The organism is Leptospirales bacterium (genome assembly GCA_019694655.1).
Classification (GTDB): Bacteria; Spirochaetota; Leptospiria; order Leptospirales; family Leptonemataceae; genus SSF53.
In genome coordinates this window covers 68,641-88,191 of sequence record JAIBBN010000007.1, presented here as the reverse complement: position 1 = coordinate 88,191, position 19,551 = coordinate 68,641, and the positions used below count along the sequence as shown (strand labels likewise).

The following is a 19,551-nucleotide window of genomic DNA, read 5'->3' as shown; positions in this document are numbered from 1 at the left end:
GAGGATGGAGGCGCACAAAGCTCAGCTGGACGAAGGCGAAGCGTCCTTTTGCTTTCGCAAGGCTTGATACACGCGCGAGGCCGGAGAGCGCTGCAAGGCGGCGCAGATCAGGGTTGTGGCATCGCTAAGCTTTTCGAGATTCACGCCAGTCTGGTATCCGCTGCGCTCCAGGGCATATACCAGGTCTTCTGTCGCCAGGTTGCCCGCAGCGCCAGGAGCATAGGGACAGCCGCCAAGTCCGCCGGAACTGGCGTCGAACGCTCGTAAGCCAAAGTCCAGGGAGCGAAACACATTGGCCAGGGCAGTGCCCCGCGTATCATGAAAATGTCCGGCGAAATTCTCCGCTGGCCAGCGTCGAAGCAATGTTTCCAGCAATCGTGCAATCTCGTCCGGCGCGGCCACGCCGATTGTTTCGCCAAGCGAAATCTGATAGGCCCCGAGGTCGAAGAGCCGAGCGCAGACATCGGCCGTTGCTTCCGGCGGCACTCGTCCCTCATAGGGACATTCCACAACGGTGGAAACATAAGCTCGCAGCGGAATCCGGCGCTCCTCAGCAAGCGCAGCTACCTCTCGAAAGCGATGGATGCTCTCTTCAATGCTGGCATTGATATTCTTACGCGTAAAAGTCTGGGAAGCGGCAGTGAAGATTGCCGCCTCCTGCAAGCCGCAGGCGATGGCGTTATCCATTCCCTTGCGATTGGGCGTTAGTGCGATGTAGCGCACATCTGTCCGGGGACGCAGGGCGCGATAGACCTCGTCTGCATCGGACAGCTGAGGGATAACGCCGGCGCGCACAAAAGACGTGGCCTCGATCCGCTGCAGCCCGGCATCGGCCAGAGCCTCAATGTAGGCGACCTTCTGCGCGGCGGACGCCGGTCTGGGTTCGTTTTGCAGGCCGTCACGCGGTCCGACTTCGTAGATGGATACGGCATCCATAGCAAAAAAACCCCGGGCCATTCGGCCCGGGGGCTGCACTCAACGGAAGTCGCCTCAAAAGCGCTGTCAACACAATCAGAGGAGCAGGAACTGGGCGACAAAAGCTGTCCGCATTTCCCAGCCGCCTGCGTTAGAACAACGTACCATGACCGGCCAAGCGGACATTTTTTTCTTGCTGCCAGCAGCGCCGGAGGCGTCCGATAGGACAAGCCCGGAGACCATGAGCGCAGATTCATATATTGAGGGCGTTTATCAGGCGCATTCCTCAGCGGTCCGTCGTTTCCTGCTGAAGCTCGGCGCCCAGGACGAAGCCGACGATATCGTTCAGGAGACATTTGAACGATTTATCAAGCACCACGAGGGCTTGAGCTTCAGCGGCGGAAAAGAGCTGGCCTGGCTCTTTCAAGTTGCGCGAAACATCTGGGTTGATCGCTGCCGGAAGAATCGACGGCTCACCGCTCTCGATAATGAACAAGAGCCCGCCGCGCCAGAAATCGCTGCTCAATCCCCGCTGGACCTTTTGTTTCAAGAAGAGCTTGGCGACCGGATGTTCGCCATCGCTGCGCGGATGGATGCGCAGGGACAATTTGTCCTGTTGCTGCACTTGCTGATGGAAAGCGGCGTACGACAGACGGAAATTGCGGAGCGCCTGGGAAAGTCGGAACGCACCGTGCGACGTATGATCGAGAAGTTATTCATCCAGCTGGAATCGGAACTGAGAAAGGCAGGCGTCACTGCGGAGGCCGCTGTCTGACATCGGCGCCACAGTGCGCCGCTGATTTTTCACAGGCGCTGGCGCCGACCGAAACAGGAAAAACAAAATGGATCCTACGCGCAACGAAGCAAACGATGAACTCCACATCACGTTGTATGACGGCCTCTATCTGAGGAGCGGCGCCATCGACGCAGATGGCCGTCCAACACCGGCGCGCGGTCGACTGATTTCGAGCCTGGATGCCGAGCGAATCCGCAACAAGATACTTCGCTGCGCGCACTGCCAGGAGCTTGCCCGTCGTCTCTATGCGCTTCAACCGATTGCCGGCGCCGCTTCACGCCCTGCAGATCATTCCCTGACACTGAACTGGAAACGTCTCGGGGCCATTGCCGCTGCACTGGTTTTTGCTCCAGTTATTGCTGCCACTCTCGCTCTATCGCAAAGCGCGGGCATGCACGCCTGGCGCGGTCTGGCGCCGGTGTCAGAGGGCGAACAGCTTGCTTCCCACTTTGCGGGCGACCGAATCTTGATGCTAACCGGATTGGATAAATCCGGCGAAATCAACCTAAATTCCGGCAGCAGGATCTCGCTCAATCGTAACACGGCTGAGGAGGTCGAATGGGAATTGCACGGCGGCGACGCTGAAGTGCGTCTCTCAGCAGAACAGCCGCAGAAACGATTCTTTTTCAAGATCGGCCGCGTACGGGCGACGGCGATCGCGGCATCGCTCCAGGATGGAATCGGCGAAGCTCACTTTAGACTGCATTGCGACACCGAAGCGCATGCCCGAAAGCGGACCATTCGCATCACCGTCTTCCATGGCGCAGTTGAATGCTGCCGCGGATTGCCAGCGGCCCAGGCCATGGCCATTGGTCGCGGCGGAAGCATTGAAATCGTCAGCGACGAAACGACCGGCCAGGCATTGCTGGCCAGGGCTCACTGACAAATCACTCGGCCTTGAGGCTGGCCTTCTTTTCCAGTTCCAGCAACCTCACCTGCAACGGAAGGCCCGCGGCAAATCCTGCAGGTTTCCCGGCCTGTCCCACCACGCGGTGACACGGCACCAGAATCATCCAGCGATTGACATGATTGGCCTGACCCACTGCGCGTACCGCTCGTGGCCGGCCCAGGGCTGCGGCTAGTTCATTCGACGTACGCGTTTCTCCAAATGGAATGGATCGCATACTCTCCCAGACGTCGCGCTGAAAGCCGGTGCCTTCATAGTCAACGGGCAGATCAAAGCGACGACGCCGGCCGTGGAAGTATTCAAGCAGCTGACGAGCGCACTCGCTGAGGTGGTCATAGCAGCTGGGTTCATCCGGACGCACGATTTCAGCTTCGATGACGCCAGCGGCCATGAAACTGACGCGACGTATTGCCTGAGGATCCGCCTCCAGGTAAATTGTACCGACTGGAGTCGCTATTGCGCTGCACTGCAGGGGACCGCGCGCGGAGCGAACTGCAGAGTCGGCGGATTGGCTCGCCTGCATGACTACAGCTGATGTGTTTCGGCAAGCCAGTCAAGCAAAGCTTCGCTGCTACGTAGCGCGATTTGCTGTACTTCAACGAAGCCTTCGCGACCGCCATAGTAGGGATCAGGAACGTCGGGCGGATTGCCGTGGCCGCTCCATTGTGGATCAAATCGGCGAAACATGAGAACTTTTTGGCGCGCCGCATCGTCCGGCGCCCGGCGACAAAGTTCCTGGTAGTTTGACGAATCCATCGCCAGCAGATAGTCGAACTCTGCAAAGTCACGCGCCTGAAGTCGCCTGGAGATTGAGTCGACCTGCAGGCCAAACTCCTTGCCTACGCGGCGCGTCACTGAATGCGCTGCTTCGCCATCGTGATAGCCAGAAGTGCCGCAGGAATCGATGCGAAAGCGACTCTGCCAGCCTCTTTGTCGAACCGCGAATCGGAAGGCTGCTTCGGCCGCGGGCGAACGGCAGATATTGCCCAAACAGACAAAGAGGGCGCCTATAGCTTGCGAGCGCACGGGGTCGCGAGTCAAAAGAGAAGCGCAGCGAGTTTGCGCCGGTACTGGTTGGCCAGATTGCTGGCGCTACCCAGTATGTGAAAGCAAAGCAGCAGTCCTGCTTTCGCATCCGCTCGTTGCTCGACGGTCGCATCCTCCACGCGCTGCAGAAAGAATTGTAGCGCTTCCTCTTCGCGACCCGGTTGAAATAGCGTGCGCAGTTTTTCTCGATCGGCTTCAGAGCCTTCGGCCAGCAATCTGCGCAGCCCATTGCGGCCCTCGGACTCGCTGGCGCCGCTTTCCGGAATCCCCTCGAGAAAGCGAAGCGCGGTAGCCGGCGCTTCACCGGATGCGAAACAAAGCAGTGCAGCATTCCAGAGGGCCCGCGAAGCCTCCGGGCCCTCTGTTTTTTCAGTCAGGACTCGCTCGGCAGCGCCCAGTGGGTCCTCTTCGCCGATTTCTTCCTGTCCCTCAAGTCCGGCGGCCGGTAAATGCTGATCCAGGAACTTCCGGACCGCCGGTTCCGGCAACGCGCCGGTAAATTCGGAGGCCAACCGACCGCCAATCACCAACTTCACGGCGGGAATGCCGCTGATCTGGAAGGCCATTGCCAGATTGGGATTGAGGTCGGTGTTGATTTTCACCAGTTTGAACCGGCCTTTGTAGTCCTTCTCCAGCTTTTCGAGCACCGGGCCAAGCATGCGACACGGGCCGCACCATTCAGCCCAGAAATCCACCAGTACCGGGGTCTTCTGCGATGCCTCAAGGACTTCGTTCTTAAAGTTTGCTTCGCTTACTTCAACGGCCATTGCGGATACCCCTCCGCCTGCTATGCGGCGTCAATCAAATGAACCAAAGATTCCGACTGCCGGCGCGCTCAGGCTGCCGGCTTTTTCTGCCGTTAGTACCTGCAAGCGTCGTGCGTCTGAATGTTGGCCGACGTTCAGCCGCTGACAGGCAAGCCATGGGCGTAACAAGAACAGGAAAGATTGCAGGCGCGTACGTGCTGGTCGCTCTGTGCCTGACTGTATTTGCTCTGCATCCTGCTTCCAGCGAGGTCGAGTCCGGCCGCTCCAGCGATCGGCGTCCGGTGCTCTTTATTCTGGATGCGTCCGGGTCAATGAACGAAATGTTCGGCGGCGTTACTCGCATGGCCGCAGCCCGCGTGATGCTGGAAGAACAGCTTTCGCGACTCGATCGAAGCGTGCCTGTCGGGCTGGCTGCCTACGGGAATCGACTGCCTGGTTGCAGCTCGCAGCGGCTCTACAATCCCATCGCCATCGGTAATCATGAACGGATCAATCTGCAGGTTCAAAATATGGCGGCAGCAGGCGCCACGCCCATCGCCAACACGCTGCGCCTGATCGGTACAGCACTGGTCCCGTCGAACCCCGGACTGCTAATTGTCTTGATCTCGGACGGCGCCGAAAGCTGCGGCGGCAATCCCGGTGCAGAAGCAGCCGCGCTACAATTGCGCGGCGCGAACGTGCAGGTCAATGTCATTGGACTTGCAGTGGATGCCGAAACCGCTCTGCAGTTGGGCGAGATTGCTCGCCAGGGGCGAGGAAGATATTTCCATGTCCGCAATCATACAGATTTTGAAGCTGCAATACAGCAAAGCGTTGTACGCGACGTTGCCGAGACGCCGACCGGCGAATCGGAGATTGACCAGGGAACTCCCGCGTTGTCTGCCGAAACTCTGCAAATTCTGGAGCTGGAAGATCTGGGCACATCATCCCAAGGAAGGCGAATCCGCGTCCGGTTTCGATACCAGGCAAGCGGTAAGGATTTTGAGGTAACCTTTCAGGCGCTGCGACAGGCTGCGCAATCAGGCGCCGGCCGCCGGCTCCTTTCGGCGTCCCCGTTGGCTATCAGGGGTCGGCCTTTTTTTGATCAAGATCGAGGCGAGGGAGAGTTGATCCTCGAAATTTCCGGAGCACAAAGCGCGCCCGGGCCGATCATCATTCAAGGAGAGCTTTGGGAAATCTCCGGCGTGCCCCGAGCGCTCTATGTTTCCCGACCGCACACCCTCAACCTTCGATGAGTTCGGGACAGGAACCCTTACACCTTCCTTTTTTGTGGGCCCCTCTGCTGGCTGGCTTCAACGCTGCCTTTCTGGCCCTATTGCTTCTGGCCGCACCCGATGCCGGCCTGCTGATACTCCGCGGCGCCCCTGATGCACTCGCGGCGGCGATCTACCAGAGCTCACTTCTGGCGCTCGGCGCCCTGAGCTACGCCCTTCTCTTTCAGTTGCTTTATTCGATGATCCGACTGGCCGCCGCGCTGGCATCGCATTTAGAACGAATCAGCAGTCGAGTTGCGCCTGGCCTCGCCGCCTTTTTTCTGATTGGCTCGCCAAGTCTGGACTTAGCCCTTCGTCACCTGCCTGCCGATGAAGCCCTGGGCGCAAGCCTGGCCGCATTAGTTGCGCTGGCGCTTTCATTTCTGGCCGGCGCTTTGTTGGTCGGCGTCTTGCCTCAATTGCGGGGCTACAACAGCGTCTTTCTCCTCTTTTCGGCATTGCTGGCGCGAATTCTGCTCCTGCCCCAGGCCCACGCTGTGGCCGTGGGCGATCTATCGGATTTTGCTATCCTGCTCTTCGGGCTTCTGCTGGCGGCATTTCTCTTGTTTGCCAATCTACAGATTCGCTACCGTCTTCAGCTTTCGCCCAACTACGAACGTCTGCTGGTAACGCCGCCGCTGCTCGCGGGAGGCGCAGCACTGGCCGCAAGCGCAGCGATGCTCTGGATGCTGGAGCGTTTGTGGACTGCCAGCTCGCAACCCAGCGCCGCCTTTGACGGAGTATACTTTGGCGGCGACGCCCGACAGGGATTGCCCGGCGTCTTCTTTATTTTAATGTTAAACCAATGGTCGCTGTCGGCCTTCGCCCTGTATCGTCACCGCTTGCCCACCCTGGCACGGCAACGTGCGGCGCTGCGCGGCTCGGCATTGTTGACCGCCGCTGCCCTGGCTGCGGCATCGATTTCCGTGCTGATCGTCATGCTTCATCCATCGCCATCGAGAGCTCTGGGCGGCATTGCGACCGGGCGCGGCGCTGCCAGTGAACTGGTCAGCGCCATCGGATACCTGCTGGACAGGGACCGCGACGGCAACTCCGCCTGGCCAGGCCGAGATCCGGACGACGCCAATCCCTGCGTCCGCGCCGATTTTCGAGATCGCTGTCAGATTGAGGGCCAATCGACGCCGCCATCCGGACCGGTATCACAGCTGGCGCAGCAGGAGCCGGATACAACCGCCAGCGGCAACTTGATCCTGCTAACAATGAGTCAGTGCTCGCTTCCGCAAACTCAAAGCGGCGGCCTAAACGGCGAGCGAAGCGCGCGATTTTTTCCATTGCTGGCGCCTTCGGACCAAAGCCGCCGCAGTTTGCGCGCCCTGTTTCAAGGGATCGATGGCGTCGACGAGCGCCGGGGAATCAAGGGTCCCTCCATCTTTACAGAACTATCGTCCCGTGGCTACCGCACGATCTGCACCGTTCCCGATTCTCCCGACTGGCGCGGCAGTCAGCTGGATGGCGGATGTCAGGTCACAGAATCGCGCAGCGATAGCAGTGATGAAACGCTGGCCGCGGCAAGCTCTCACGCACTGGAGATGCTCGAAGCCTACGGCGAAAAACACAATGTTCTATGGATGCACTACGAAGGCGCCGCTACAGAAAGTCAGGTAGCGCAGGCGATTGAGCAGCTGTCGCAACGAGCGCCCGTTCTGGCTGTGGCCGGACTTGGCGGCCGGCAGATTCGAAGTCAGGCATTCTTGTACGGCGGCGGACGCGGTCTGGCGACACCGGACTTTCCTCTTTTCCGAGATCTCATGCTTGCCGCACTCTCGCAGCGATCGTCGGTAGCATCGGCGCGGCTACAGCTGGGCGCGCTTTCCAGCGAACCGTTTACGGACTCCTGGACCGGACAGTGGTTGCGCAATGCCGAACCCAACTATCCGCTCTTTCCAATCTATACCTACCGGCTGCGCGGCGACCGGGTTGTCCTATTTGATGGACTCACCGGCGCCGAATGGGAGGAAAGAAGCGCTGTCACTGCGCCGAGCGAACGATAGCTGAAAAGTCCGCTGTCTTCAGCGAGGCGCCGCCAATCAGCCCGCCATCAATGTCCGGTTGCGAGAAAAGTTCTCTGGCATTGTCCGGCTTTACGCTACCGCCGTACTGAATGCGCAGGCCGCTGGCCAATGCGTCGCCGTACATCTTCACCAGAAGGCCGCGAATGAATACATGCATCTCCTGGGCTTGAGCTGGCGTAGCTGTCTTGCCGGTGCCAATAGCCCAGACCGGTTCGTAAGCTATCACAGTGCGCGCCGCATCGGCGGCGTTCACTGAATCGTAAGCGCCGCGCACATGAGATTCGACGACCTCATAGAGTCGTCCAGATTCGCGCTCAGCCAGCGTTTCGCCAACACAGATGATTGGCTGCAGCCCCTTTTCCAGCGCCTTGCGCGTCTTTTTGTTTACTGTCTCGTTTGTTTCGTGGAAATACTGACGCTGCTCGGAGTGGCCGATGATTGCCAGATCCACGCCGATATCCTGCAGCATATCCCAGCTAATTTTCCCGGTAAACGCGCCCTGCTCTTCCCAGTGCAGATCTTGCGCCCCAACTCGAATATTGCCCGCGCCAAGCGTTTTCTTTACGCGATCCAGGGCGGTATACGGAGGACAGACGGCAATTTCAACGCCGCTGACGCCGCTCAGCGCTTCCTTCAACTCGCGCGCAAGCTGCTCGGCCTGCGAGGGAGTCTTGTACATTTTCCAGTTACCTGCAACAAACTTGGTACGCATGGGCCCGAGTTGTCCGGATCACGGGCCGCCGGTCAAGGGATTTCGCGCGGTAGCCGCCTGCTTCGTCGCCTGTTTCATTCGGCGCGGGCGCTGGACGAAATTTGTCACCAGATTCTATCCCCCCTTTTCCACTTTTTTTGCCGGCTTTTTTCCTACAGTCCTGGGATTCGCAGCCGATCTGTACATCAGCCCGAGTTCGCACGGACGCGAGTCGGACTGTAAAAAGACCAAAGGGATGATTTCAGCGCAAGGAGGCGCGGGATGTTGCACGATGCATTGTATGAAGATATGGACCCGGATTATCAGGCCCGGGTATTCCTGGCGCGCCAGAGGCTGGTGAAAAGCGTCCTTGGCGAAACGTTGCTTCCGGATGAGGGACTGCAGGCGCGCACCTTGCTGAATGGAGTGCAGCTCGATAAGGTTCGTCGAATCCGCAGCCGGCGCCTCGAACCTGTGCTGGATCTCTTCATTCCCGATTGAGCGTTGGCAATTGCCGGAAGACCTGTCGCATCCGCGTCAGAACTTCGCGATCCTGTACTGCGCGACCATGCCCGCAAATGGCAAGGTCCCAGTCCAGGGCGGCAATGGTATCCAGTGCGCGCTGCGCGCCCTCGGCGTCGGCCAGTCGGGTCCAGAGTAGCGGCTCGCCAAGCAGTGCGCCGCCGTAGAGCACGCGTTCCTCTACGAAGAGGACCACCGATGCATCGGGAGCAACGGAGGGAGGCAATTGAATGACCTCGATTCGTCCGCCCAGCAACTTCATCCGGCCTTGAAATAGCTGTGATGGCAGTTCCGCTTCTGGCGTTTGCGGCCAGCTGGAAAAAGTGTGCGCCATCTGTTCCTGCATTGGCTGCCAGTAGCGTCGGATCAGTCGAGAAGTGTCGGCGCTCATGATGATCGGAATGCCGTGTCGGCGAAATTCCCAGAGCCCGCCGCTACGGTCCACAGGATAGGACGTAAGCAATACCGATTGAAAATCGGCTACGCTTGCAGTTGCTGACTTCCAGATGGCAGCCCCCGCGCTGCGATGAGACCAACCGGCGTCAAAGAAAAAGATGCCGCTCTGGTCGACGTAAAAAGCCGTATTGTTTTTCCAGTAATTAAAGTCCTCTGCCGCGTAGACGGCCCCGCGAACCTGGCTGACGCGGATCGGCAAGTCATTGCGATCACGCGGACCGGGCGTGCGCTCCCAGGGCGCTTGGCAAGCGCTGGAAAATGCGGCGACCGCCGCCAGCGCCGCAGCTTGCAAGAGGCAGATGCCGGTCCAGTCCCGAGGTGGCAGTCGGAAGCCCGAGCGACTCACAGCCGGCTTCTGTGACCTCCGCCTGCGGCGGTCAAGCCCTTCAGAATGTTGCACTCTGTCGGCGGCATTGCCGGATTTGCCGCCGGGCAAAAATGTTGCCGATCCGGGGCCCTCCCCAAATCGTGCTCGTACAAGACGGATTCCCGGCTTCATGCGACATCGTGGGTGCGAGTGCACAGTCTGAGTCGAATGTAGGTGCGCTCGAGTAGAGAGACTTCGTCGGGACCGATGGAGGATACGATGTCGAAGAAACTATTTGTGGGCGGGTTGAGCTGGGATACCACCGACGACTCGCTCGTCCGCTCCTTCTCGCGCTTTGGCGAGGTTCGCGAAGCAACGGTTGTCGTGGATCGCGATACCGGCCGTTCGCGCGGCTTTGGTTTTGTCAGCTTCAATGACGAGCAAGCCGCACAGCAGGCGATCGCTGAAATGGACGGAGCGCAGCTGGATGGCCGCACGATCCGCGTTGATGCAGCCCAGGAACGTCGTCGCGAAGGCGGCGGGGGCGGTGGCGGCGGACGCGGCGGCCATGGCGGCGGCCATGGCGGCGGTCATGGCGGCGGCGGACGCGGTCGTCGCGACTATTGATTGTGCGCCGGCCTGCCGGGCGTCCTGTAACAACAGGACGCCCGGATTTCGCGCTCTGCAGCGCAAAATATCGCCGGTTTTCTAGACTTTCTGCGCCGTCCAGCGGGCGACGCCCCCTGGAGTAAACCATGGCCAGAGCGAACTATTCATTCGAAAAGCGGGCGCGCGAAAAGCGTAAACAAGAGAAGAAGCAAGCTAAGCTCGAAGAAAAGAAGCGGCGCAAATTGGAAAAGGAACAGGGCGGAGATCTGGAAGGAGAAAATCTGTCCGAGGATGTGGAGGGCGAAGAAGGCCTTGCAGAGGACAGCGAAGCAGAAGAGATCAGCGGCGAATCCGAAACCGTTGAAAACTAAAATAGTTTGTAGTGAAAGCTGAAAGCCCGATACCCAGGTAACAGACCTTTTTTTACTGATGTGGCTTGAGGTCAGCCGCCGACCAGCCGATTCATCAAGAGTGAGAATCGAGGGCGGATCGATGAACGCCAGTCGCATTCCCGGCTGGTATGCCTACCCGGTGCTGGAGTACTCCCACAGCCCGGTGGAAGCGGTACAGGCCGTGCGCGGCCGTCCCGAGGGTCGCCTGATCAGCGCCTTCAGCAGCGCGCTTGAAGCTCCGATCGATTCCAGCGAGGCCTTGCGCGAATGGCGCGGGCGACAGCAGCAAGACAACATCTACCAGGACCGAGCCTTCAGCGGCCGGGGCGCTCCACAAAAAGGACTCTTGCTGAACCTGCTGGGTTGAGTTTCATTAGGATATGACCGTTCGCGGCCTTCTACTTGCTTCCCTTGCCGCGATCCTCATCTGCGGCAACTCGTGCGACATATTCCATCAAATCTGGAGCGCAGGCATCAGCGATCCGGACCCATGCGACGCCGGGGTCAATGTCTACGACGACAACACCCATTTTTTTGAACGAGACTTTGTGACCGATCAGGGGCGCGTCAACTACCAGCGCTGGTTTGAAATCAAAGACGATCCGCGCACATCCCCCTGCGATCCGTTACACGAAAATTACAGCGCCGAACAACGCCGCGAGTTGTTGCGCCGCCAGCGCGAGGCCGCCGAATCCGCCGAAGAATCCCTGATGCGCTGAGCGAATTCGCGCGGCTGCGGATGGATTTCCACTTTGCCGCCGGCCACTTTTGCCGGCAGCTGTCCAATCATGGCCCATGAGCTCAGCTCGCGCTACGAGCACCAGAAAACCGAAGAACGCTGGTACCGTATCTGGGAGGATGCCCAGGCCTTTCGGCCGGAGCGTCTGGCTGACCATCGGTCGCGCAACGCCGCATCTTTTGTGATTGTGATTCCGCCGCCGAATGTTACCGGCGAGCTGCACGTTGGGCATGCCCTCGACCAGACCATCCAGGACGTACTGGTGCGGGCTGCTCGCAAACGCGGCCGCGATTGTGTCTGGATTCCTGGCGTCGATCATGCTGGCATTGCCACGCAAGTCCGCGTCGAAAAGAATCTGGCTGCTGAAGGGCTGAATCGCCATCAGCTTGGCCGAAAGAAATTCATCGAGCGCGTCTGGGAGTGGAAGCACGCCTCGGGCGGCGCCATTGCCCGACAGCAGCGTCGGATGGGCTTTTCCCTCGATTGGTCGCGCGAACGATTTACAATGGACGAGGGTCTGTCGCACGCAGTGCGCAAGGTCTTCGTCGATCTGTATCGCGAAGGTTTGATCTATCGCGACACGCGCATGGTCAACTGGGATCCGGTTTCCCATACCGTGCTTTCTGATCTGGAAGTCGAATATGACGAAACGTACCGCGGCGAGCTCTACGAATTTGCCTATCCGCTGAGCGCGGCTGCGCAACAGGCCGCCGGTAAGCATGGGGCGAAGGAGATCGTCGTCGCCACTACTCGTCCGGAGACTATGCTTGGCGATACAGCCATTGCAGTACATCCGGAAGACAAACGTTACAAGAAATGGATCGGCAAGACCGTTCAGCATCCCTTCCTGGAACGCGAAATTCCAATCATCGCCGATGCGCAGCTGGTCGATCCCGAATTCGGCACAGGCGCCGTCAAGGTTACGCCCGCCCATGACCCCAATGACTACGAGACCGGCAAACGCCACGACCTGCAGTTTATAAATATATTTGATGAATCGGCGCGCATCAATGCCAACGGCGGACGCTTTTGTGGTCTGGATCGTTACGAAGCGCGTAAGCAGGTCAAGCAGGCGCTCGCCGATCTTGGACTGGAGCGCGGCAGTCGCGAGCATGTGATGGCGGTCGGCAAATCACAACGAACCGCCGTTGTCGTCGAACCGATCATTTCCACTCAATGGTATGTCAAAGTAGCGCCGCTGGCAACGCGCGGAATCGAAGCTGTAGAATCGGGCGAAATACGATTCGTTCCCAAGCTCTGGGAAAATACATATTTCCACTGGATGCGCGAAATCCGCGATTGGTGTATTTCCAGGCAACTGTGGTGGGGCCACCAGATTCCCGCCTGGCATTGTGCAAAATGCAGCCAGGTTACGGTGGACTATGAAGACCCCGCAGCCTGCGCTCACTGTGGGTCGAGCGAGATCGAACGCGACGCCGATGTCCTCGATACCTGGTTTTCTTCGGCATTGTGGCCCTTTTCAACCATGGGCTGGCCGGATCGAACGGACGACCTCGAACGCTATTATCCGACGACTGTACTGGTAACGGCCTACGATATCATCTTCTTCTGGGTGGCCAGAATGATCATGATGGGGCTCCATTTCATGAAGGCGCCGCCCTTTCGCGATATCTACATTCACGGTCTGATGCGCGATGAAAATGGCCGTAAGATGTCCAAAACGATTGGCAACGTCGTCGATCCGCTGAAAGTAATCGAGACTACGGGCGCCGATGCCTTTCGTTTCTTTTTGATTGGCACGCTGTCGGAAGGAAAGGACACCAACTACAATGAAGCGAAGCTGAAGACTTATCAGAATTTTGCCAATAAGATCTGGAACAGTTCGCGATTTGTACTGATGAACCTTCCCGATGATTTTCGGGCGGCGCCGGAAGGGCCCTATGGCCAGGCGCTGGAAGCCGAAGATTGCTGGATTCTCTTCGAGTTGCAACGCGTCAGCGCCGAATGTGCGCGCGTTCTGGATGAGTATCGTTTCCACATTTACGCTGAGGAACTGTACAGCTTTGCCTGGAACAGCTTTTGCGATTGGTACATTGAATTCATCAAACCAAGGCTCTTTGGCAAGGGCGCGCCGGCATCGGCCGAGGCCGCCAGACAGACTTCATTTTACGTGCTTCGATCGCTGCTTGGGCTGCTCCATCCTGCTATGCCTTTCATTACCGAAGAGATCTACGATCACCTGAAGCGCTTCTTCGCTCCAGCTAACGATGCTGAAACTCTGCTGATCACCGCTCCCTGGCCCATGCCGCCGGAATTGCCGCCTCAGATGCGGCGTCCCGCCCAGGCGCTGCGGCTGTTGCAGGAAGTGATCGGCGGGGTGCGTCAGATTCGGGGCGACATGAGTATTGCGCCGGATGCGAAAGTCCCTATCATTGTTCAGACTGATAATCAAGACCTTGCTGATGCCGTTCTGGAAAAGTCTGCCGCAATTGAGCGCCTGGCCCGGGCCAGCGAAATCCGGGCGGTGCACAACTATGAAGCTGCCCGCGACGATGCCATGGCTGCCTTCAGCGAAGGACAGGTATTTGTGCCGCTGGCCGGCGTTCTGGATCTGGACAAAGAGCGCGCGCGATTGCAAAACGAGCGAAATAAAATTGAAAAGAGTAAACAATCGACAGCCGCGAAACTATCCAATGAAGCTTTTCTCAGCAAGGCGGCAGTAGAAGTCGTAGAGAAGGAAAAACTGAAGCTGGCCGAAATGGAAGAAAAGCTAGCGGCGATCGCGGCGGCGCTGGCCCGCCTCGGCGGCTGAAGATTGGCCTAGTTGCGGCTGGCCAGTCCTCCAGTCGCTAAGCGTTCGCCGCGAAACTGCAACTGCGCATAGCGTCGGTAGGTCTCCGAGCTTTCCAGCAGTTGCTCATGCGTGCCGGCGCCAGCCACGCGGCCCTGGTCCAGAACGATGATCCGATCGGCATCCAGTACGGTGCTCAGGCGGTGTGCGATGATAAAAGTTGTTCGTCCCTGCCGCAATCTGGACAATGCGTTCTGGATGGCGCGCTCGCTTTCGGCATCCAGTGCGCTGGTCGCTTCATCGAGCAGTAGAAGCGCGGGATCCTTGAGCAAGGCGCGCGCAATTGCAATGCGTTGGCGCTGCCCGCCGCTGAGTCGCAGGCCTCCCTCGCCAAGCTGCGCATCAAATCCCTGCGGATGCTCCTCGATGAACTCTCTGGCGTGAGCCATTTCTGCTGCGTTTTGTACTTCAGCCAGCGTAGCTTCCGGCTTTCCGTAACGAATATTCTCGGCCACTGTGCCCGAAAAGAGACGCGGCTCCTGCGGCGTTATGGCCAGCCAGCGTCGGTACTGCAGCGGATCAAATTCGCGAATGTCCACGCCGTCAAGATACACGCCGCCCTCCAGCGGATCATGGAAGCGCAGCAGCAATTCGAAGACCGTAGATTTCCCTGCGCCCGAAGGGCCGACGAGCGCAGTGGTTGCTCCGGGCGCGACGCTCAACTCAAAGCCATCCAGCGCATGTAAATCCGGTCGGGCCGGATAGGCAAAGCGGACGCCGCGAAATTCGATCGCCCCCTGCGGCCTCTGCTCCAGCGGCCGCGGCGATCCTGGCGCTACAATCACGGCCTTTTCCTGCAGCAATTCCGTAATTCGCTCGGCGGCGCCGGCAGCGCGTTGCAAATCGCCGGCAACTTCGCTGATTGCGCCGGTGGATGTGGCCACCAGCACCGCATAGAATGCAAAAGCCATTAGCTGTCCCGGGCTCATCTGACCGGCCATCACCTGTTTGCCGCCAACGTAGAGCATTATAGCGACGGCGCCAAACACGAGGATCATAGCGCTCAGAATGAGAAAGGAACGCAGTCGTATGGTCCGCAAGGCGGCGTTAAAGGCGCCTTCGGCCAGAGCATCGAATTTTCGGCGATCCTGATCTTGATGATTGAAGGCGTGAACGATCTTGATGGCGCCAAGCGACTCAGATACAAAGGCGCCGGCGCCGGCCAACTGGTCCTGACTGCTGCGCGATAGCGAGCGCACTCGCCGTCCAAAAAACAGGATTGGAGCGACAACCAGCGGCGTCCCGGCAAGGACGATCAGAGTCAATTGCCAGCCGGTGATGAACAGCAAAACGACGCCGCCGGTAAACATCAGCAGATTGCGCAGCGCTATTGATGCGGAGGAACCAAGCACGCTTTGAATCAGCGTCGTATCTGCAGTCAATCGCGACTGGATCTCGCCGGGCGAATTGGTTTCGTAGAAGGCGGGGTCCATTTCCACCAGATGGGAAAATACTTTGCGACGAATATCGGCGCTGACCCTTTCGCCGATCCAGGATACGGTGTAGTGCCGAACAAAGGTGGCCACAGCCATCAAGATTCCGGCAAGGGCCAGAATGATGATTGAGACAAGCAGGGCGCTTTCCGATCCCGTGGCAAAGCCGCTGTCGACCATCCAGCGCAAACCCTGGCCCAGACCCAGCGTGGCCCCGGCGGAGACACACAGCGCCGCCGCCGCTAACAGCGCCACGCCGCGATACGGGCTCAAAAAGGGCGCGAGGCGACGGAGTGCTTGCATTCCGTCAAACTAGTCGATGGATTGAATTCGCCGACAACTTCTACAGATCAATGACCGCCATGCATTTCATGCATGTGCTGCATATGTTGCTGCATTTCCTCGCGCGACAACTGGCCATCTCCGTTGGCGTCAATCTTGCCAAACATCATGGCGTGAAAGGCGTCAAATTCGGCTCGCGAAATCATTCCGTCGCCATTGGCGTCCATCCGCGCCATCGCTCCATGAGCGCCGTCCGCTGGCGGCCCGCTCATCGAACAGTCGCCTCCCTGTGGCGGATGACTGGCCGGTTGTCCGTTCAAAGCAGCGGCCGCGTACAGCGTCAGAATCGAAGTAAATACTACCATCCCGGATTTCATGAGGACTCCTTGCAGCGGCTTTATCCCGCCAACAATAGCAGCATGGCAAGGGAAGTGCAACATCGGCAAGCGCATTCGATTCAGTTTACAGAAAGGGCCTCGGCCGGGCCGATGCCTTGATGAAGGTCCTACTGCTTGGAAGCGGCGGCCGCGAGCATGCCCTGTACTGGAAGCTGGCACAGAGTCAAATGGTGGAGGCATTGCATGCCTGGCCAGGCAATGGCGGCTTTCCGGCAAACAGTCTACCGTCTGCACTCGCTTCTTCCGCGGGGTTGAACATCGCTGATCCGCTGGCCGTCGCCCAATTCGTTGCCAGAGAAAAATACGATCTGGTTGTAGTCGGCCCCGAGCAGCCGCTGGTTGCAGGAGTTGCCGATGCTTTGCGCGAAAACTGCGCCGTCTTTGGACCAATGGCCGCCCCGGCGCGGCTGGAGGGGTCCAAGGATTTCTCCAAAGACTTCATGCAGCGTCACGGCATTCCGACGGCGGCTTCGCGTAGTTTTATGGATCTTCAGTCGGCGCTGGCATACCTGGACGAACTTCAGGCGCCCTATGTCATAAAGGCCGACGGACTGGCCGCCGGAAAGGGCGTGGTCGTGGCCGAGAATCGCCGCGAAGCGGAAATTGCAATTCGCGACCGCATGGAGCGTCGAATCTTTGGCAGCGCCGGAGATCGCATCTTGATTGAGGAGTTCATGGAAGGCGAAGAGGCAAGCGTCTTCGCCCTTTGCGATGGCGAACACGCCCTCGCCATGCAAGCCTGCCAGGACCACAAGCGAGCTTTCGACGGCGACCGCGGACCAAATACAGGCGGCATGGGCGCCTACACGCCGACCCCCTTTGTATGTCCGGAGCTCATGCAGCAGGTACAGACCGAGGTGCTGGATCGCGCTGTGGCCGGGATGAAGGCCGACGGTACGCCTTATCGCGGACTGCTCTATGCCGGCCTGATGATTAAGGACGGCCGGGCCCGCGTCGTGGAATTCAATGTCCGCTTTGGCGATCCGGAAACCCAGGCGCTGATGCGCGTTCTGGATGAAGATCTGGCAGAATTGGCCCTGCAGGCGGCCTCCGGTCATCTGCCGGACCGGCCGTTGCGCTTCCTGCCGGGCGCGGCTCTGGTGGTGGTGGTAGCAGCGGAAGGATATCCCGATCAATATCAGAAAGACATAGAGCTGAAAGGGATTGACAATCTCTCAGGCGACATAATCACTTTTCATGCTGGAACCCGCCGCGAGGGGTCGCGCTTGCTGAGCGCTGGCGGGCGGATTCTGGGCGTAACCGCCATCGGTCCAGATCTCGTCGCCGCCAGGAACCAGGTCTATGCGATGCTCAAAAGCATCCGCGCCGAAGGCGTTTTTTACCGAAAGGATATCGGGGAGAAAGCGCTGAAATGGCTGTGAGTCTTGCTGAGGTTTCTGTCCGTCTTCCAGCGCGCGAGCTGCTGCGCATCCAGAAGCATCTCAAAACCATCCTGCGCGCCGCTACGCCCCAGAAGTTACGCCAGACGCTATTTGATGCATACGGTCGGCTGGGACGGCCATCACAGGTCATTGAGTCCTTGCAGCTTGGCCAGGCTGTCGACCGGCTGCTGAAGTCCTTTGGCGTCCTTGATCTGCGCAATGAGGACGAGCAAATCCGCGCTGCCCTCGAGCGTTGTCCGTACACGCTATTTCTCGATGAGCACAGTTGCAGTCTGAGCGTGGAGGCCTTTGAATCCATGATGGCCGACCCGGCGATGCGCTGCGAAGACCTGCTGCTTGCCAGATTGTTGCGCCTCCGCAGTCGCGAACGACGCCAGTGGGCGCAATGGCTCGATTGCTACGATCCCGCGGCCTGTCAGCGCGATCAATCGCTGCGTATCTACCGACAGATTGCCAGTCTGCGGCGCGCCGATCCTGAAGACAGGCCTTCGTCCCATTTCCCTGAGCATCTGGATCAGGTATTCAGCGACGATCCATTGAACAATCCGGTCGCCTGGTTCTTGCGCGGTATCTTGCCGCTCTACCAATGCCTGCGCGAAGCCGAAGTGCAGGCTCGACAGACAAGAAACGTGGACCAGCTGGTATTGCTTGGGCAGTTGCGTGAGGGTCGTCTCGTGGTCGTCGAAGAATCCGAGGTCTTTGGCCGGCCGCCGCGCTATCGCCTGCTGCAGACTCGAGAGGAGGTTTGCCTCCAGTCTACCTCGCTTGCTGCAGCAACGGAGCAATTGACTTCTGCCTCATCGAACCTGGCGCCAGTTCAAGAAAGCCTGTTTGGCGTGTAATGCCGGGGGGCCCGCCGAACATCAGCCAGCGGGAGAATGCGGCGGCGTTGGCGATTGATCTACCTGAAGGATTCGCGATGCCAGAAGGTCGCCATCGATAAAAACGGAGGCAACATAGCGGCCCGGCCGTGGAAAAAGCGCATTCTGCATTACAAAGCTGAGTTCGATTACATCGTCTGCGGAACTCGCTTGAACACGGCCGGAAATGGGCGCGATCACCTGGTTGGTGTCCGGATGCACCAGATTCAACGCGAACTCATGCTCGCCCGCAGCATTAGTAAATGCTACGTAAATTGCCCAGGGTGCAAAGACGATCGGATAGTTCTGAGCATAGAAGCGCGTAAAGGTTCCAATGATTCCGCGCTTGCCATTGTCTTCAGTGATGACCCGATCGGCAAAGAGCAGTCCCAACAATACCGGCTCGGCCATAAGATAGTTTCGGCGTCACTCGCCGCGCAGGTCGCGAATGGAAGGAGGCAACGTCAATCTTGCCCCTCTCCGGACGCCGCGCTCCGCAAACCAGCCGGCATTGACCTCCAGAGCATACATCGCCGGCGCCGCCGACAGGTAAGTGCGACGATCCTCGTCCGGCGTCCCTGGCGGATCAGGTTGCATTGTCACAATATTCAACAACACGCCATCGCTGCCGAAAAAGCCAATATCAAGCGGAATCAACGTATTCTTCATCCAGAAGGCCAGCGGCTGCTCCTCTTTGAAAATAAAGAGCATTCCCCGGTCGCCGCCCAGATAACCGCGATCCATCAGGCCGCGTTCGCGAGCGGGGTACGTTGAGACAATTTCCGCCTCGACGTTGCGGGCGCCAACCTGAATGACTTCAACAGGATTGCGATGCTCGGCAAGGGGCGACTGAGCGCCCGCCGGGCCATGGTCGCAGGTCAAAACTGCAAAGAGCAAGCCTGCCGCAGCAAGTGAACGCATCGAGCATC

General features: G+C 58.9%; 22 protein-coding genes. 12 read left to right on the top strand and 10 right to left on the bottom strand.

All coding sequences use genetic code 11. From position 1 onward, the window contains the following. Positions 1-21 precede the first annotated feature (21 nt). Positions 22-936, bottom strand: a complete 915-nt coding sequence (locus K1X75_11685; GenBank protein ID MBX7058717.1) for a hydroxymethylglutaryl-CoA lyase — start codon at positions 934-936, stop codon at positions 22-24. Between the two features lie 220 nt (positions 937-1,156). On the opposite strand from K1X75_11685, the gene K1X75_11680 reads away from it, so the two are divergent. Together K1X75_11680 and K1X75_11675 are read left to right on the top strand one after the other, a co-directional pair. Further along, a complete protein-coding gene (locus K1X75_11680; GenBank protein ID MBX7058716.1) occupies positions 1,157-1,690 on the top strand; it encodes a sigma-70 family RNA polymerase sigma factor in 534 nt (177 codons plus the stop codon). 67 nt (positions 1,691-1,757) lie between these two features. Beyond that, positions 1,758-2,594: a hypothetical protein gene (locus K1X75_11675; protein MBX7058715.1), complete on the top strand. Its 837-nt coding sequence runs from the start codon at positions 1,758-1,760 to the stop codon at positions 2,592-2,594. A gap of 4 nt (positions 2,595-2,598) precedes the next feature. Here the strand turns inward: K1X75_11675 and K1X75_11670 are convergent, their stop codons facing one another. The 3 genes from K1X75_11670 to K1X75_11660 are packed head-to-tail and all read right to left on the bottom strand — an operon-like array spanning position 2,599 to position 4,432. Then, the gene (locus tag K1X75_11670) at positions 2,599-3,141 is read right to left on the bottom strand and encodes a methylated-DNA--[protein]-cysteine S-methyltransferase (GenBank protein ID MBX7058714.1); all 543 of its coding nucleotides are present in this window, start codon (positions 3,139-3,141) and stop codon (positions 2,599-2,601) included. 2 nt (positions 3,142-3,143) lie between these two features. Further along, positions 3,144-3,644 carry a low molecular weight phosphotyrosine protein phosphatase gene (locus K1X75_11665; protein ID MBX7058713.1) on the bottom strand — a complete coding sequence of 167 codons (501 nt, stop codon included), beginning with the start codon at positions 3,642-3,644 and terminating at the stop codon, positions 3,144-3,146. An 11-nt stretch (positions 3,645-3,655) separates the two neighbouring features. Further along, the gene (locus tag K1X75_11660; GenBank protein MBX7058712.1) at positions 3,656-4,432 is read right to left on the bottom strand and encodes a tetratricopeptide repeat protein; all 777 of its coding nucleotides are present in this window, start codon (positions 4,430-4,432) and stop codon (positions 3,656-3,658) included. A gap of 155 nt (positions 4,433-4,587) precedes the next feature. On the opposite strand from K1X75_11660, the gene K1X75_11655 reads away from it, so the two are divergent. Both K1X75_11655 and K1X75_11650 read left to right on the top strand, forming a co-directional pair. Then, the gene (locus tag K1X75_11655) at positions 4,588-5,667 is read left to right on the top strand and encodes a VWA domain-containing protein (protein MBX7058711.1); all 1,080 of its coding nucleotides are present in this window, start codon (positions 4,588-4,590) and stop codon (positions 5,665-5,667) included. Then, the gene (locus K1X75_11650) at positions 5,664-7,697 is read left to right on the top strand and encodes a hypothetical protein (protein MBX7058710.1); all 2,034 of its coding nucleotides are present in this window, start codon (positions 5,664-5,666) and stop codon (positions 7,695-7,697) included. The genes K1X75_11655 and K1X75_11650 overlap by 4 nt, the downstream gene beginning before the upstream one ends. On the opposite strand, the gene tpiA is transcribed toward K1X75_11650, so the two are convergent. Continuing rightward, positions 7,675-8,430 (bottom strand): triose-phosphate isomerase, encoded by a 756-nt coding sequence (tpiA, locus tag K1X75_11645; GenBank protein MBX7058709.1) that lies wholly within the window; start codon positions 8,428-8,430, stop codon positions 7,675-7,677. The genes K1X75_11650 and tpiA overlap by 23 nt on opposite strands. A 261-nt stretch (positions 8,431-8,691) precedes the next feature. Here tpiA and K1X75_11640 point away from each other — a divergent pair, with 261 nt between their 5' ends. Beyond that, entirely contained in the window at positions 8,692-8,910 is a 219-nt protein-coding gene (locus K1X75_11640) for a hypothetical protein (GenBank protein ID MBX7058708.1), read from the top strand. On the opposite strand, the gene K1X75_11635 is transcribed toward K1X75_11640, so the two are convergent. Continuing rightward, positions 8,897-9,733 carry a hypothetical protein gene (locus K1X75_11635; protein ID MBX7058707.1) on the bottom strand — a complete coding sequence of 279 codons (837 nt, stop codon included), beginning with the start codon at positions 9,731-9,733 and terminating at the stop codon, positions 8,897-8,899. The genes K1X75_11640 and K1X75_11635 overlap by 14 nt on opposite strands. A 240-nt stretch (positions 9,734-9,973) precedes the next feature. On the opposite strand from K1X75_11635, the gene K1X75_11630 reads away from it, so the two are divergent. The 5 genes from K1X75_11630 to K1X75_11610 all read left to right on the top strand — a co-directional run bounded on the left by K1X75_11630 (position 9,974) and on the right by K1X75_11610 (position 14,207). Next, on the top strand, positions 9,974-10,321 hold the full coding sequence (locus K1X75_11630) for an RNA-binding protein (GenBank protein MBX7058706.1): 348 nt from the start codon (positions 9,974-9,976) through the stop codon (positions 10,319-10,321). A gap of 128 nt (positions 10,322-10,449) precedes the next feature. Continuing rightward, positions 10,450-10,674, top strand: a complete 225-nt coding sequence (locus K1X75_11625; GenBank protein ID MBX7058705.1) for a hypothetical protein — start codon at positions 10,450-10,452, stop codon at positions 10,672-10,674. Between the two features lie 100 nt (positions 10,675-10,774). Further along, on the top strand, positions 10,775-11,062 hold the full coding sequence (locus K1X75_11620) for a hypothetical protein (GenBank protein ID MBX7058704.1): 288 nt from the start codon (positions 10,775-10,777) through the stop codon (positions 11,060-11,062). Positions 11,063-11,075: 13 nt separating this feature from the next. Further along, positions 11,076-11,414: a hypothetical protein gene (locus tag K1X75_11615; protein ID MBX7058703.1), complete on the top strand. Its 339-nt coding sequence runs from the start codon at positions 11,076-11,078 to the stop codon at positions 11,412-11,414. Positions 11,415-11,483: 69 nt separating this feature from the next. Further along, positions 11,484-14,207 carry a valine--tRNA ligase gene (locus tag K1X75_11610; GenBank protein MBX7058702.1) on the top strand — a complete coding sequence of 908 codons (2,724 nt, stop codon included), beginning with the start codon at positions 11,484-11,486 and terminating at the stop codon, positions 14,205-14,207. A gap of 8 nt (positions 14,208-14,215) precedes the next feature. On the opposite strand, the gene K1X75_11605 is transcribed toward K1X75_11610, so the two are convergent. Together K1X75_11605 and K1X75_11600 are read right to left on the bottom strand one after the other, a co-directional pair. After that, positions 14,216-15,982, bottom strand: a complete 1,767-nt coding sequence (locus K1X75_11605; GenBank protein ID MBX7058701.1) for an ATP-binding cassette domain-containing protein — start codon at positions 15,980-15,982, stop codon at positions 14,216-14,218. 47 nt (positions 15,983-16,029) lie between these two features. Next, positions 16,030-16,338 (bottom strand): EF-hand domain-containing protein, encoded by a 309-nt coding sequence (locus K1X75_11600; GenBank protein ID MBX7058700.1) that lies wholly within the window; start codon positions 16,336-16,338, stop codon positions 16,030-16,032. A gap of 116 nt (positions 16,339-16,454) precedes the next feature. On the opposite strand from K1X75_11600, the gene purD reads away from it, so the two are divergent. Both purD and K1X75_11590 read left to right on the top strand, forming a co-directional pair. Next, positions 16,455-17,741 (top strand): phosphoribosylamine--glycine ligase, encoded by a 1,287-nt coding sequence (gene purD, locus K1X75_11595; protein MBX7058699.1) that lies wholly within the window; start codon positions 16,455-16,457, stop codon positions 17,739-17,741. After that, a complete protein-coding gene (locus K1X75_11590; GenBank protein ID MBX7058698.1) occupies positions 17,732-18,604 on the top strand; it encodes a hypothetical protein in 873 nt (290 codons plus the stop codon). Before purD ends, K1X75_11590 begins: the two co-directional genes overlap by 10 nt. A gap of 21 nt (positions 18,605-18,625) precedes the next feature. Here the strand turns inward: K1X75_11590 and K1X75_11585 are convergent, their stop codons facing one another. Continuing rightward, positions 18,626-19,033 carry a hypothetical protein gene (locus K1X75_11585; GenBank protein ID MBX7058697.1) on the bottom strand — a complete coding sequence of 136 codons (408 nt, stop codon included), beginning with the start codon at positions 19,031-19,033 and terminating at the stop codon, positions 18,626-18,628. A gap of 15 nt (positions 19,034-19,048) precedes the next feature. Beyond that, positions 19,049-19,543, bottom strand: coding sequence for a DUF192 domain-containing protein (locus K1X75_11580; GenBank protein ID MBX7058696.1), 495 nt, complete (start codon positions 19,541-19,543; stop codon positions 19,049-19,051). Positions 19,544-19,551: the final 8 nt, after the last annotated feature.